Genomic DNA, 13,474 nt, shown 5'->3' on the forward strand with positions numbered 1-13,474 from the left:
AGAGCTCTTCATAAATTGTGACCACGGATAATTGATCTCATGCTGCAATACGCTGTCTACAGTCGGAGCAAAATCGAAATCCGCCAGAATGTAGAAGGTAATAAGCATTTGAACCAATGCAATTCCCAGTGCCAAATATTTGCTGGAATTACTCTTCCACGCAAAAACTAATCCCGAACCTACTAGAGGTAATAGTAATAATGTTAATAATAAACAAGACATTATTATTGTAATAAAAAGTTAACAATTAATATAATTCCCACAGCTAAAGACATGATAAGAATATACGTCTCTACATTTCCGTTTTGTACGCGCTTCATAGCTTTACCACTATCTTCAGCACCATCACCTACAAAGTTTACAAAACGATCTAAGATACCCTTATCAAACATTTTTCCTCCGCGTCCTAATCCTTCAACAGTTTTTACAATCAATGCGTTGTAAAGTTCGTCAACATATAATTTCTTAGCAGAAAGCTTTTCCCATCCGGTATAGTTTTCTTCTGCAACAGCCATCTTTTTCTTACTTACATAAGTATTTCTAACGATGAACCATACAGAGAAGAACATAATCACTGTAGCTGCTAATAAGATCATTTCAGTATTGAAAGGTACTCCTGATAGAGTAGCTTCCATCTGGCTGTAGCTTTGTTCTGTAAGAACTGGCTTTAACCATTCCATCAGCTTAGCATAATGACCATGACCGATGAAGTGTGGCAGGTTGATGAAACCTCCAACTACAGAAAGTATAGCCAATACGATCAATGGTAATGTCATATTAGACGGGCTTTCATGTAAATGGTGTTTTTGTTCTTCAGTACCTCTGAATTCTCCGTGGAAAGTCAGGTAGTATAATCTGAACATATACGTTGCAGTCATTGCCGCTAAAACAAATAAGATAACCCAGTAGATTGGATTTTTAGCGAAAGCTGCTACTAAAATTTCGTCTTTAGAGATCATCCCCGATAATAGAGGGAAACCTGAGATGGCTAATGTTCCGATCAGGAAAGTAGCGTGCGTAAGAGGAATATATTTTTTAAGACCTCCCATGAAACGCATATCCTGCTCGTTGCTCATTGCGTGGATTACAGAACCTGCTCCTAAGAATAATAAAGCTTTAAAGAAAGCGTGCGTCATTACGTGGAACATTGCTGTAGTATACGCTCCAAGTCCTAAAGCAATGAACATAAATCCAAGCTGTGAAACAGTAGAGTATGCTAATACTTTTTTGATGTCGTTCTGACGGAGTGCATAGAATCCTGCTAAAGCCGCCGTTAAGAATCCGATGAATAAAATTCCTCCTTGTACTGTAGGTGCTAAAGTAAATAAGAAGTTAGATCTTACTACTAAATAGATCCCCGCCGTTACCATCGTTGCCGCGTGAATTAACGCAGAAACAGGAGTTGGACCAGCCATCGCATCTGGTAACCAGGTATATAATGGAACCTGAGCAGATTTACCGGTAGCACCGATGAATAAACTCGCTGTGATAAAGATGATCACTGTTCCGTCTAATTCAAATTTTGAAGCGTTTTCTGCTACAGAAAGATAATCTACAGCATTCGTCTGAGAAGCGATCATGAAAATACCAATCAATAACGCAAGGTCACCAATTCTGTTCATGATGAAAGCTTTTCTTGCCGCTTTACCGTATTCTTCGTTGGTATACCAGAATCCGATCAACAGGTAAGAACAAAGACCTACTCCTTCCCATCCGATGAATAAGATAAGGTAGTTGCTTCCCATTACTAACAATAACATTGAGAAGATGAAAAGGTTCAGGTAAGTAAAAAACTTATAGAATCCTTTATCATGACTCATATATCCGATAGAGTATAAGTGGATCAGTGAACCGATACCCGTGATGATCATTACCATCATTAAAGAAAGCTGATCAATCTGGAATCCAAAATTAATTTGAATACCATTGACTCTAAACCATTCAAAAGCTTTTACGATTACGGGCTGGCTTTCAGAATTAAAATTCATGAAAAGACTCACAGCGATACAGAAAGATCCGAAAACCACTGCTGTTGCCAAAGAACCCACCAACATTTTTGGTAGATTTTTCCCGAATAAACCGTTAATAAGAAACCCTAAAAGTGGTAAAAGTACTATTGCATATACTAAATTCTCCATTCTTATCCTCTTAATTTATTAAATATACTAACATCTACAGAACGGGTGTTTCTATATAGCATAGCAATAATTGCTAATCCTACCGCTACTTCAGCAGCAGCTACCACCATAATGAAGAAAACTAAAAGTTGTCCGTCGCCGTTGCCTTTGTATGCTGAAAAAGCTGCCAATAAAAGGTTTACAGAATTCAGCATAAGCTCTACACAGCCCAGAATCACAATAGCATTTTTTCTAAGCAATACTCCCATTACACCTAAGCAGAATAATACTGAACAAAGGATAATGAAGTAATCCAAAGGGATGCTTTGTATAAATGTATTTACTTCTCCCATAATTTTATAAATCTTTTTTACCGATTAATACCGCGCCCACAATACCTGCCAAAATTAGGATGGAAGCAAGCTCAAACGGTAAAACATATTCATTAAACAAAAGTCTACCAAGGTTTTTAGTAAGACCCACACCTCTGTCTACATTTTCCACTACAATATGGTTGTCTTTCACACCTCTGAATACCCCTAATACTCCTATCAAAAGAAGTCCTGCAGTAAATACTCCAACAAATTTTAAAGTATTTCCCTTCTTGCTTTCGTCTTCTTTATTAAGGTTAAGCATCATCAGGATGTAAAGGAAAAGTACCATAATAGCACCTGCGTAAACTATAATCTGGATAATTGCAAGGAACTGAGCATTCAAAAGAATATACATCCCGGCAATTGAAAACATTGTAACGATTAATGACAAAATAGCATATAGAGGATTTTTTGCAAATACAAAGTAAACTGCACTTGACACTGCTAAAAACGCCACCAAGAAAAATAAAAACTGATCCATTATTTTACCGCATTTTTTTGTTTCTCGGATTGTCTTGTTGTGATGTCAATCCTTTCATTTATTTTTTCAACTAATTTATCTTTTCCATAGATGAAAGAACCTCTGTTGGTTTCTACATCTACCAATCTGTCTGTAAGATAGATAGCAGATTTAGGACAAGCTTCCTCACACATTCCGCAGAAAATACATCTTAGCATATTGATTTCATATACTGAAGCATATTTTTCTTCTCTGTAAAGTCCTTTTTCCTCTTTAGTTCTTTCAGCAGCAGTCATCGTAATGGCTTCTGCAGGACAAGCTACCGCACAAAGTCCGCAAGCTGTACATCTTTCTCTGCCTTCCTCGTCTCTTTTCAAAACGTGCTGACCTCTCCAGATGGTAGTTCTTGGCTTCTGTACTTCCGGATACGAATATACTGCGGGAGCACCTTTTATCACGGTTCTTACAGCATGCTTAAATGTAATCCCCATCCCGGTAAAGATCGCAGGAAGATAGATTTTTTCAGCAAGGGTCATTTCTTTATTGGAAACAACTTTTGATCTGTTTGTAAGTTTCATTTAATTATAGATATTAGATGTTAGACACCAGATTTAGACTAATCTTGTCTGTTATCTTAATTTTTAATATTCAATATTCACACAAACCTAACAGGTTTTTAAAACCTGTTAGGTTTCGATAATTTAATTTCCAAACGCTAAAATTACAGCTCCTGTAATTAATAGGTTTACCAATGCCATCGGGATTAAAGTTTTCCATCCTAAGTGCATTAACTGGTCATATCTGAATCTTGGAAGCGTCCATCTGATCCACATAAAGATCAAAATACCGATTACAGTTTTCGTTAAGAATGCTGCAATACTTAAGATTCCGGCAACGTTTTCTCCCCAGTTCTGAGTTACCCATTCAATACCAGGATAATTGTAACCTCCGAAGAAAAGAACTACCATGAAAGCATTAGAGATAAACATGTTCACATATTCACCGAACATATATAAACCTAGCTTCATTGAAGAGTATTCTGTAGAGTATCCTGTTACCAATTCAGATTCACATTCAGGTAAATCGAACGGGTGTCTGTTTGTTTCAGCTAAAGCGGCTACAAAGAATACAAGAAAAGCAATTGGTTGATAGAAAATATTCCAGTTCATCCCTGAAACCCAAGGAATAACTCCCCATAATTTTCCGGTAGTCTGGCTTTCAGTAATTTCTTTTAAGTCTAAACTTCCTGCCATCATAATAATAGAAAGAAGCGCTAATCCCATTGCCAATTCATAAGAAATCATCTGAGAAGAAGCACGGATAGCACCTAATAATGAATATTTGTTGTTCGAAGCCCAACCTCCGATCATGATTCCGTAAACACCAATTGAAGCCATTCCGATGATGAAAAGTACACCAACGTCAATGTTAGCAACCTGTAGATCAAAAGAAGTACCTGCAATATTTAAACTTTTACCCCAAGGGATAACTGCTCCTGTGATCAATGAAATAAACATTACTAAAGCCGGTCCCAATACGAAAAGGAATTTTTCAGCATTGGCAGGCGTAAAGTCTTCCTTAAAGAAGAATTTTCCACCGTCAGCAAGAGGTTGCAGTAATCCGAAAGGTCCAGCTCTGTTAGGACCAATTCTATCCTGCATGATAGAGGCTACTTTTCTTTCTGCCCAGGTAGAGTAGGCTGCAATCGTCAAGGATAGCAGGAAAAGCGCTAGTACAAGTATAAGTTTAAATGTAAGTAAATCCATTTTATTGTTGTAAAGATTTTTAGATGTGAGATGTCAGATACTAGATATGAGGTTAAGTCTGATGTCTTGTGTCTGAAATCTAATTGTCTTTATTAAAATTATTTTTCGTCTTTTTCACTGATCTCCTTTGCATCAGGATTATCAATCATTATCAATTCGTCTTTTGGCTTCTGGTAATGATTCAATGAAATTACAGAATGTCTGTCAATATGTCTAGGACCTTCGATGTTCCAGTCTGATAATGATTTTCTTTCGAAACGACATGTATCACAGATGAATTCTTCAACTTCTCCCCACTGGTCTTTTCTTGCAGTTACTCTTACAATTTCATCACCTTTCATCCAAACTACTGCTTTTCCGGAACACTTATCACATTTACATGAAGCGTTCATTGGCTTAGTAAACCAAACTCTGCTTGCAAAACGAGCTGTTCTGTCTGTTAATGCTCCTACCGGACAAACATCAATAATGTTTCCGATAAAGTCATTATCTAAAGCTTTATTTAAATAGGTTGAAATTTCAGCGTGATCTCCTCTGAAAAGAATACCGTGTTCTCTTGTTTCTGTAAGCTGATTAGCCGTTAATACACATCTTGCACAAAGAATACAACGGTTCATATTCAATTTGATGTTAGGTCCAAGATCATCAGCTTCGTAAGTATTTCTTTCGAATTCTGTTCTTGTACTTTCTACACCATGTTCATATCCTAAGTCCTGAAGATGACATTCTCCTGCCTGGTCACAGATAGGGCAGTCTAGCGGGTGATTTACCAATAAGAATTCGGTAACCGCTTTTCTTCCTTCCTGAGCTTTCTCAGAAGTAAGGTTTTTTACTTCCATACCGTCCATTACATTCGTTCTGCAGCTTGCTACCAACTTCGGCATAGGACGCGGATCTGCTTCAGATCCTTTAGAAACTTCCACAAGACAAGTTCTACATCTTCCTCCGCTGGTCTCCAGTTTGCTGTAGTAGCACATAGCAGGAGGTACAGATTTACCACCGATTTGTCTCGCAGCTTCCAGAATAGAAGTACCAGGCAAAACTTCAGTAGTCTGTCCGTCTATAGTTATTTTGAATTTTTTAACTTCTTCGCTCATATGATATGCTTTAAGCTTTATGCGTTAAGCAATAGGCTTTGTTATTTATATTTTTTCGTATTAAATGTATATCCAATTCCTGCTAGAACCTGTCCGAAAACAAAGTCCTGGCGTGCTTTATCAGGTTTGTTATTCAATGTAGTTTTAATATCCCACATATTAATATAACCGGCTTTTCCTTCTACTCTTAGCATCCAGTTTTTCCAGAAAACTAAGTTGATGCTGGATCTGATATCGGTTCCCATACCTGCAACGTGAAAACGGTCACTTCTTTCATTACCAAAAAGTTTTACATTACTTTTCGGGAACATAAACCCGATACCTGCTCCATAAGACCATACCAAATCTATATTTTTCTTATGAATAAGATTTTTGTATTTCTCAAGACCTAAGTTTTCATAATTAAGCCCATCCGTATGTTCAAAAGTAAGGAACTTCTCGTCTGCAAGATTTACCTGCCCGTTTTGTACCATTGCTGCATATTCAGGATCTGAAATATGTCCTTTAAAGTTAACGGTTTGATTTTGATCCATCACATATTTCATGTGATCAATTCCTAAAACTAGCGCTAAATTATCTTTAATAAAGTATCCTATTCTGAAATTATACTGTGTTACAGTAAACCAGCTTGGATCAAAATAAACAATTCCAAATTTTGTAGGTCTGTCCTGTGCGGTTACATTATTCAATTGAAAATCATATCCGTTTCCTGTAAAATGGATGTCAGAATTGCTATACGCTGCTCTGTTCCAACCATAAAAAACGAAAACCTGACCTTTTTTGCTTAATGGCAAGGGTTTTTCCTTCTTTTCGGTTTTAATCTTTTGTTGTTCGCTTTTTACATATGTTAAATCCTCTTCAACTGATCTGTCATATTGTGTACTATCACTTTTTGTGTTCTGTGCAAATACAAAATTTGACATCATTAAGCCAGCTACCAATAATTTTTTCATTCTAAGCATTTTTTTCAACAGCAGGGATAGGATCTGCATAATGTGCCAATCCATAGTTTTGAGTTTGAGATAACTCAGGGTTTTTCACGTGCCACTCAAATTCATCTCTGAAGTGACGAATTGCTGCTGCAACCGGCCAGGCTGCTGCATCACCCAATGGACAAATAGTGTTTCCTTCGATTTTTCTCTGGATATCCCAAAGCAGATCGATGTCTTCCATTTTTCCTTCTCCTTTTTCAATTTTCTTCAGGATTTTGTACATCCATCCTGTACCTTCACGGCAAGGAGTACATTGTCCACAGCTCTCGTGATTATAGAATCTTGCTAAAGTCATAGTGTGATCTACAATACACTGATCTTCATCTAAAACGATGAAACCTCCTGAACCCATCATTGTACCGGTAGCAAAACCACCATCTGCCAATGATTCATAGTTCATATATCTTGGCTCTCCGTTCACCGTTCTTAGCAATAAATTAGCCGGAACAATTGGAACAGAACTTCCTCCAGGGATACAAGCCTTTAATCTTTTTCCGTCTTTAATACCACCACAATATTCATCAGAATAAATAAACTCTTCTACAGTGATCGTCATATCAATTTCGTATACACCCGGTTTGTTGATGTTTCCACAAGCTGAAATCAATTTCGTACCTGTAGATCTTCCCACTCCGATTTTTGCATACTCAGCACCTGTAATATCAATGATTGGAACAATTGCCGCAATAGATTCAACGTTATTTACTACCGTTGGTCTCTCCCAAAGACCTTTTACAGCCGGGAATGGCGGTTTTAATCTTGGGTTACCTCTTTTTCCTTCAAGGGATTCAAGCAATGCAGTTTCTTCACCGCAAATATATGCTCCACCACCTCTCTGTACATAGATTTCAAGATCGAAACCAGTTCCTAAAATATTTTTACCTAAAAATCCTGCTGCCTTAGCTTCTTCAATAGCTTCTTCAAGGATATCCGGAATCCATGAGTATTCACCACGGATATAGATATAAGAAGTATTAGAACCTAAACAATAAGATGAAATTAGCATTCCTTCAATCAATAGGTGAGGAAGGAATTCCATTAGATATCTGTCCTTGAATGTTCCAGGCTCAGATTCATCCGCATTTACTACAAGGTGTCTTGGAACGCCTTCTGGTTTTGCCAAAAAGCTCCATTTCATTCCTGTAGGGAAACCAGCTCCACCACGACCTCTTAATCCTGAAGCTTTTACTTCTTCAAGAATTTCGTCAGGAGTCATTTTCAAGGCTTTTTCAGCTGCTGTATAACCTCCCTGTTTACGGTACGTTTCAAAGTAGCGGATACCTTCTATATGTGCGTCTTTAAGTAAAAGTTTTTTACTCATTGTTTGTTATGCTTTTCGCTATAGGCTTTTGGCTTCTAGCTTTTTATAATTATTAAAAAAATTAACTAAGTTTAAATCCAAAATTCAAAATTAAGGATCCAAAATCTTTATTAGTCTAAAGCAAGTTGTCCCTGTCTGCAAAGCTCAAGGATTTCGTCTACTTTTTCTATCGTTAAATTTTCATGAAAGAACTTTCCAAGTTGCATCATTGGTGCATATCCACATGCTCCAAGACATTCTGCAGGCTTTAGGGTGAACATACCATCTTCGGTAGTTTCTCCATCCTTTATGTTTAACTTGGTTCTGATATGATCAAGAATTTTTTCACTTCCACAAACCATACATGGTCCGGTTCTGCAAACTTCCAAAACATATTTACCTACCGGCTTCATATTAAACATGGTATAGAAAGTTGCCACTTCATATACTTCAATCGGTTGGATACTTAATAGTCCGGCAACATAATCCATCACAGGAACGTCTAACCATCCTCCGAATTCTTTCTGTGCCAAGTGAAGTACAGGTAGAAGAGCTGATTTTTGTCTTCCTTCAGGATACCTTGCGATAATTTTGTGTACCTGTGCTAAACTTTCCGGTTTAAAAGCTATTGTTTCGCTCACTTTTTTAAATTTTAAATTTTGAATTTTAGATTTTGAATCTAAATAATTTCAATTTTTATATTAGTTTGGATTAATTCAAAATTCATAATCCAACATTTATAATTTTTTTATGCGTCTAATTCTCCCGCAATAATGTTCATACTACACATCGTTACAATGGCATCTGAAATTACAGAGCCTGTAATCATTTCAGGGTAAGCCTGATAGTAGATGAAACATGGTCTTCTGAAGTGAAGTCTGTAAGGGCTTCTTCCTCCGTCACTTACAAGATAGAAACCTAGCTCTCCGTTTCCACCTTCTACTGCATGGTAAACTTCTCCTTTCGGTACATCAGTTTCTCCCATTACGATTTTGAAGTGGTAGATCAGCGCTTCCATTTTCTGATAAACATCTGCCTTTTCAGGAAGATAGAAATCAGGAACATCTGCGTGGAATGGTCCCTCTGGAAGATTTTCGTATGCTTGTTTGATAATTTTAATAGATTCCCAGATTTCTTGTTGACGAACCATGAAACGGTCATAAGTATCTCCTGAAGTTCCTACTGGAATAATGAAATCGAAATCCTCGTATGAAGAATAAGGCTGTGCAACTCTCACATCGTAATCTACTCCTGCTGCACGTAAGTTTGGACCTGTGAACCCGTAGCTTAATGCTCTTTCGGCAGAAATAGCTCCCGTACCGATGGTTCTGTCCATGAAAATTCTGTTTCTTTCTAGTAATGTACAGAATTCTTTGAATCTTGGTGGGAAAGTTTTTAAGAAGTCTTTCAGTAACTCATGGAATTTAGGAGTGAAATCTCTTTCAAATCCTCCGATTCTTCCCATATTGGTTGTCATCCTTGCTCCACAAATCTGCTCATACATATCATAAATACGTTCTCTTTCGATGAACATGTAAGTAAGACCTGTAATAGCTCCCGAGTCCATTCCGGTTACCCCGTTACAGATCAGGTGATCACCGATTCTTGCAAGTTCCATTAAGATAACACGCATATAATCTACACGTTTTGGAACTTTCACACCAATCAGCTTTTCTACTGTCATGTGCCAGCCTAAATTGTTGATAGGTGCAGAACAGTAATTCATACGGTCTGTAAGGGTAGTGATCTGAGAATAGTTTCTTCTTTCAGAAATTTTCTCAAATGCTCTGTGGATATATCCTACTGTTTGCTCAGCATGAAGGATTCTTTCTCCATCCATCGTTAAGATATTCTGGAAAATCCCGTGAGTAGCAGGGTGGGTAGGTCCTAAATTCAGGGTATAGAGTTGCCCGTCAATCTGTTCCTTACTTTCGTACTGGTTTAGTATATTAGATAATGAGTTATCTTTCATAATTTAAATGCTTTAGGCTATAGGCTATAGGCTTTAAGCTTACTGCTTATTGCATATTGCTTATTGCATTATTTTATCTTCCGAACATATTATCATCCTTATCGGTTCTTGTACCGTCTTCAAGGCGATATTCCTTCAACATTGGGTGGTATCCAAGATCTTCCATATTCAAGATAGGTCTAAGATCCGGGTGTCCTTTAAATTTAATCCCATAGAAATCATACGTTTCTCTTTCCATCCAGTTAGCTCCGGCATATAGCTCAACAAGTGAGTCTACTTCAATATTTTCTCTGGACATAAAGATCTTCAGACGTAATCTGAAGTTGGTCATCATATTATGTAAATGGTATACAACACCAATTTCCTTTTCCGGAAATTCAGGGTAGTGAATCCCGCAGATATCTGTAAGGAAGTTGATTTCCAGTGTTGAATCTTTAAGATAGTGAATAATCTTCTTGATATCTTCTTTCTTTACCTCAATGGTCAGCATTCCATAAGGTTCTGAGCTTGAAATAACAGATTCCGGAAATTCTCTTGTGATTGCTTCTAGTACAAATTCGTTTGTCATTTCCGTTAGTTGCTTATGTTGTAAGAATCTAATAATTTCTGATATTCAGGCATATCTCTTCTTCTGATGCTTTCGCTTTCTGCAAGAGCCTGTACCTGCATTACTCCTTCAATGATCTGTTCTGGTCTTGGAGGGCATCCTGGAACATAAACGTCTACCGGAATAATTTTATCAATTCCCTGAAGTACAGAATACGTATCAAAAATACCACCGCTGGAAGCACAAGCTCCTACAGCTACTACCCATTTCGGCTCAGCCATCTGAGTGTATACTTCTTTAAGGACTGGTCCTAATTTTTTTGATATAGTTCCGCAAACCATCAGCATATCTGCTTGTCTTGGAGAGAAAGAGTTTCTTTCCATCCCAAATCTTGAAGCATCATAAGTAGGGTTCAGGGTAGCCATAAACTCGATACCACAACAAGAGGTAGCAAAAGGTAACGGCCAAAGCGAAAACTTTCTTGCCATCCCGATTACACTGCTCAGTTTTGTTGCGAAAAACCCTTCTCCTTCATAGCCTTCGGGAGCAGGTGCATCTGTTCTTATTACTGGTTTTTTATCTGACATGTTGTTTGTTTTTAGATTTTGAATTATAAATGCTGGATTATTGATTCAAAATCCATCATTCAAACTCATATTTACTTTTATTTATCCCAATCCAGTGCCCCACGTTTCCAAACATAGAAAAACGCTACGAAGAAGATCGCAACGAACGTAAGCACAGCAAGGAATCCTTCCATACCGAATTCTCTGAAGTTTACCGCATAAGGATAAAAGAATACGATTTCAATATCGAATAGTACGAACAATACCGCAGTCAGGAAGTATTTGATAGAAAACGGTGTTCTAGCATTTCCTTCTACAGGAACCCCACATTCCCAGCTCTGGTTTTTTACAGAATTTCCTTTTTTCTGTTGTGGACCTAAGAAATGTGCACCAAGCAATGAAACAGCAACAAATCCTACTGCTACACCTGCCTGGATAAGTATTGGAATATAACTTTCAGGTAAATTCATTTTTGCATTATTATCTCAATTTGCAAATTTAACGAATAAACAAGAAAGCATGAAATTTATCAGCTTAAAAGTCGGGTGAAAATGAGTGAAATCAGTAATTTAGAATCAATAAAAATTAGTTATCGATGATTATTTTTTTTTGTATACTTTTCACCTTTTTTTGTATTCACCATCAATAGGTAGATGTGGTTTGATATCTCAAAGGCATTTAATCCCTCTGGATTGTAATTGTAGTACTAAGTTTTTTTACAATTAAAACTTATTTTGAAAAGGATGGAGATATGATTATTGACTGCTTAAAAGCAACATTCTATTTTAATGAATCATAAATAAAAAATAATACTATTTCTTCATTTTTTTTAGAAGAGAATATGCCATATATGAAATGTATCCAAATAGAATACTTCCAAAAACAATATTTACCGCAGTATTCGTTTTGTCGTCCGATACCTGGAAAAAAAAGTTGTAAACAATATAAGCAGCTATCAGAACTGCGAAAATGATGAGTTGCGGTTTCATGTAACAGGTTTTTTATTTCGTAATTAAAAACAAAGAGTAAGAAGTGTATCCGGATAATTTGTAGAGAGTTTCATTTTTATTCGTTATCCAATGTCATTGAATAGGTTCTTCTTCTCTTGTGATTCACAGGATTGTAGTCTTGCCATAATAGCTGAATGCTTTTATTCTCTTCCAGTTCAGGATTTGTTTCCAGGATTTTTACCCCTTTTTTCTTGAAGGTATCAAAAATTTCTTTGAAGATAATAGAAGTAACTCCTCTTCTTTGGTAATCAGGGTGAATCCCGATCAGGTAGAAATTTGCTCTGTCATTTTTCTTTCCCGCTCTTAAGAAATGCCACCATCCAAACGGAAGCAGTTTTCCTCCGGATTTTTGCAAGGCTTTTGAATAAGAAGGCATTGTTATTGCGAAAGAAACAAGATTGTCATCTGCATCAGCAATACATACAATAAAATCTTTATCAATAAGTTTAAAGTATTTCTCTTTATAGGTCTTACGTTGTTCGTCCGAAATAGGAGTGTAGGTTGAAAGATGTTTGTAGGTTTCATCCAGAAGGTCAAACATAGGATCTACATATCGGATGATCTCATCTTTCGTGTTGAATTTTAAAACCTTTAAATTATATTTTTGCGAAATAAGCTCGTTAAATTTAATTATTTTCTCAGGTAGTGATTCCGGGAACTTAATTTCAAACTCCACCCATTCCTTTTCTTTGACTAAACCTAGTTTTTCAAGATGTTTGGGATAATAATCATTATTGTAAATACCAATCATAGTTGCCAGTTGATCAAATCCTTTGATCAGCATTCCGGCTTTATCAAGATTGGTGAATCCCATAGGTCCTTCAATCTTACTGATATTTTTCTCTCTTGCGTAATCTATTGCTTTCTGAATTAAGGCTTGCGAAACTTCTTTGTCGTCAATAAAATCAATCCATCCAAAACGTACTTTCTGAATTCCTAATTCTTTTTCTTCCTTATGGTTAATAAGAACCGCAATTCTTCCTACAATTTTGTCATTTTTATAGGCTAAATACTGTTTCGCTTCAGAATATTGAAGTGCAGGATTTTCATCAGCATTCCAAATGTTGATTTCGTCATTGATAAAGGATGGAACATAGTACGGATTATTTCTGTACAGATCCATAGGAAATCTTACGAATTGCTTGAGTTGACCAGTGGTTTTTACTTCAATAATTGAAACTGTTGACATGTTTTTTGAGAGTAATTTGAGGACAAATATAAATAATAATATCGGATACTTTGGCACAGTTTTTATATCATTATGCTTAAAAAA

General features: G+C 36.6%; 15 protein-coding genes and 1 pseudogene. All 16 read right to left on the reverse strand.

Annotated features, from left to right (window positions below; all coding sequences use genetic code 11):
- Positions 1 to 222 (reverse strand): annotated as a pseudogene (locus AC5YGG_RS16385) (NADH-quinone oxidoreductase subunit M); the annotation flags it as partial.
- Between the two features lie 2 nt (positions 223 to 224).
- Entirely contained in the window at positions 225 to 2,138 is a 1,914-nt protein-coding gene (nuoL, locus tag AC5YGG_RS16390) for an NADH-quinone oxidoreductase subunit L (protein ID WP_496145534.1), read from the reverse strand.
- Positions 2,139 to 2,140: 2 nt separating this feature from the next.
- Positions 2,141 to 2,470: an NADH-quinone oxidoreductase subunit NuoK gene (gene nuoK, locus AC5YGG_RS16395; RefSeq protein ID WP_065396642.1), complete on the reverse strand. Its 330-nt coding sequence runs from the start codon at positions 2,468 to 2,470 to the stop codon at positions 2,141 to 2,143.
- Between the two features lie 4 nt (positions 2,471 to 2,474).
- Positions 2,475 to 2,972 carry an NADH-quinone oxidoreductase subunit J family protein gene (locus AC5YGG_RS16400; RefSeq protein ID WP_076553061.1) on the reverse strand — a complete coding sequence of 166 codons (498 nt, stop codon included), beginning with the start codon at positions 2,970 to 2,972 and terminating at the stop codon, positions 2,475 to 2,477.
- Positions 2,972 to 3,529 carry a NuoI/complex I 23 kDa subunit family protein gene (locus AC5YGG_RS16405; RefSeq protein ID WP_040996950.1) on the reverse strand — a complete coding sequence of 186 codons (558 nt, stop codon included), beginning with the start codon at positions 3,527 to 3,529 and terminating at the stop codon, positions 2,972 to 2,974. The genes AC5YGG_RS16400 and AC5YGG_RS16405 overlap by 1 nt, the downstream gene beginning before the upstream one ends.
- Before the next feature lie 123 nt (positions 3,530 to 3,652).
- On the reverse strand, positions 3,653 to 4,717 hold the full coding sequence (gene nuoH, locus AC5YGG_RS16410; protein ID WP_496145535.1) for an NADH-quinone oxidoreductase subunit NuoH: 1,065 nt from the start codon (positions 4,715 to 4,717) through the stop codon (positions 3,653 to 3,655).
- A 98-nt stretch (positions 4,718 to 4,815) separates the two neighbouring features.
- Positions 4,816 to 5,814: an NADH-quinone oxidoreductase subunit G gene (locus tag AC5YGG_RS16415; protein ID WP_496145536.1), complete on the reverse strand. Its 999-nt coding sequence runs from the start codon at positions 5,812 to 5,814 to the stop codon at positions 4,816 to 4,818.
- A 41-nt stretch (positions 5,815 to 5,855) separates the two neighbouring features.
- Entirely contained in the window at positions 5,856 to 6,767 is a 912-nt protein-coding gene (locus tag AC5YGG_RS16420) for a hypothetical protein (protein ID WP_496145537.1), read from the reverse strand.
- A 1-nt stretch (position 6,768) separates the two neighbouring features.
- On the reverse strand, positions 6,769 to 8,127 hold the full coding sequence (nuoF, locus tag AC5YGG_RS16425; protein WP_045492881.1) for an NADH-quinone oxidoreductase subunit NuoF: 1,359 nt from the start codon (positions 8,125 to 8,127) through the stop codon (positions 6,769 to 6,771).
- A gap of 110 nt (positions 8,128 to 8,237) precedes the next feature.
- Positions 8,238 to 8,747, reverse strand: coding sequence for an NADH-quinone oxidoreductase subunit NuoE family protein (locus tag AC5YGG_RS16430; RefSeq protein WP_309434015.1), 510 nt, complete (start codon positions 8,745 to 8,747; stop codon positions 8,238 to 8,240).
- Positions 8,748 to 8,854: 107 nt separating this feature from the next.
- Positions 8,855 to 10,078 carry an NADH dehydrogenase (quinone) subunit D gene (gene nuoD / locus AC5YGG_RS16435; RefSeq protein WP_047096007.1) on the reverse strand — a complete coding sequence of 408 codons (1,224 nt, stop codon included), beginning with the start codon at positions 10,076 to 10,078 and terminating at the stop codon, positions 8,855 to 8,857.
- A 73-nt stretch (positions 10,079 to 10,151) separates the two neighbouring features.
- Positions 10,152 to 10,646: an NADH-quinone oxidoreductase subunit C gene (locus AC5YGG_RS16440; RefSeq protein WP_496145538.1), complete on the reverse strand. Its 495-nt coding sequence runs from the start codon at positions 10,644 to 10,646 to the stop codon at positions 10,152 to 10,154.
- Between the two features lie 5 nt (positions 10,647 to 10,651).
- Entirely contained in the window at positions 10,652 to 11,212 is a 561-nt protein-coding gene (locus AC5YGG_RS16445; protein ID WP_002983540.1) for an NADH-quinone oxidoreductase subunit B, read from the reverse strand.
- Between the two features lie 77 nt (positions 11,213 to 11,289).
- The gene (locus AC5YGG_RS16450; protein ID WP_034693436.1) at positions 11,290 to 11,661 is read right to left on the reverse strand and encodes an NADH-quinone oxidoreductase subunit A; all 372 of its coding nucleotides are present in this window, start codon (positions 11,659 to 11,661) and stop codon (positions 11,290 to 11,292) included.
- A 342-nt stretch (positions 11,662 to 12,003) separates the two neighbouring features.
- On the reverse strand, positions 12,004 to 12,180 hold the full coding sequence (locus tag AC5YGG_RS16455) for a hypothetical protein (RefSeq protein ID WP_496145539.1): 177 nt from the start codon (positions 12,178 to 12,180) through the stop codon (positions 12,004 to 12,006).
- 76 nt (positions 12,181 to 12,256) lie between these two features.
- Positions 12,257 to 13,390 carry a GNAT family N-acetyltransferase gene (locus AC5YGG_RS16460; RefSeq protein WP_496145540.1) on the reverse strand — a complete coding sequence of 378 codons (1,134 nt, stop codon included), beginning with the start codon at positions 13,388 to 13,390 and terminating at the stop codon, positions 12,257 to 12,259.
- Between the last annotated feature and the right edge of the window lie 84 nt (positions 13,391 to 13,474).

This window comes from Chryseobacterium sp. CS2K3, assembly GCF_059515185.1.

What these genes read in the sequence shown, in the direction of transcription:
- nuoL (WP_496145534.1), bottom strand. Translation starts at nt 2,138, where the DNA reads ATGGAGAATTTAGTATATGCAATAGTACTTTTACCACTTTTAGGGTTT.
- nuoK (WP_065396642.1), bottom strand. Translation starts at nt 2,470, where the DNA reads ATGGGAGAAGTAAATACATTTATACAAAGCATCCCTTTGGATTACTTC.
- AC5YGG_RS16400 (WP_076553061.1), bottom strand. Translation starts at nt 2,972, where the DNA reads ATGGATCAGTTTTTATTTTTCTTGGTGGCGTTTTTAGCAGTGTCAAGT.
- AC5YGG_RS16405 (WP_040996950.1), bottom strand. Translation starts at nt 3,529, where the DNA reads ATGAAACTTACAAACAGATCAAAAGTTGTTTCCAATAAAGAAATGACC.
- nuoH (WP_496145535.1), bottom strand. Translation starts at nt 4,717, where the DNA reads ATGGATTTACTTACATTTAAACTTATACTTGTACTAGCGCTTTTCCTG.
- AC5YGG_RS16415 (WP_496145536.1), bottom strand. Translation starts at nt 5,814, where the DNA reads ATGAGCGAAGAAGTTAAAAAATTCAAAATAACTATAGACGGACAGACT.
- AC5YGG_RS16420 (WP_496145537.1), bottom strand. Translation starts at nt 6,767, where the DNA reads ATGAAAAAATTATTGGTAGCTGGCTTAATGATGTCAAATTTTGTATTT.
- nuoF (WP_045492881.1), bottom strand. Translation starts at nt 8,127, where the DNA reads ATGAGTAAAAAACTTTTACTTAAAGACGCACATATAGAAGGTATCCGC.
- nuoD (WP_047096007.1), bottom strand. Translation starts at nt 10,078, where the DNA reads ATGAAAGATAACTCATTATCTAATATACTAAACCAGTACGAAAGTAAG.
- AC5YGG_RS16440 (WP_496145538.1), bottom strand. Translation starts at nt 10,646, where the DNA reads ATGACAAACGAATTTGTACTAGAAGCAATCACAAGAGAATTTCCGGAA.
- AC5YGG_RS16445 (WP_002983540.1), bottom strand. Translation starts at nt 11,212, where the DNA reads ATGTCAGATAAAAAACCAGTAATAAGAACAGATGCACCTGCTCCCGAA.
- AC5YGG_RS16450 (WP_034693436.1), bottom strand. Translation starts at nt 11,661, where the DNA reads ATGAATTTACCTGAAAGTTATATTCCAATACTTATCCAGGCAGGTGTA.
- AC5YGG_RS16455 (WP_496145539.1), bottom strand. Translation starts at nt 12,180, where the DNA reads ATGAAACCGCAACTCATCATTTTCGCAGTTCTGATAGCTGCTTATATT.
- AC5YGG_RS16460 (WP_496145540.1), bottom strand. Translation starts at nt 13,390, where the DNA reads ATGTCAACAGTTTCAATTATTGAAGTAAAAACCACTGGTCAACTCAAG.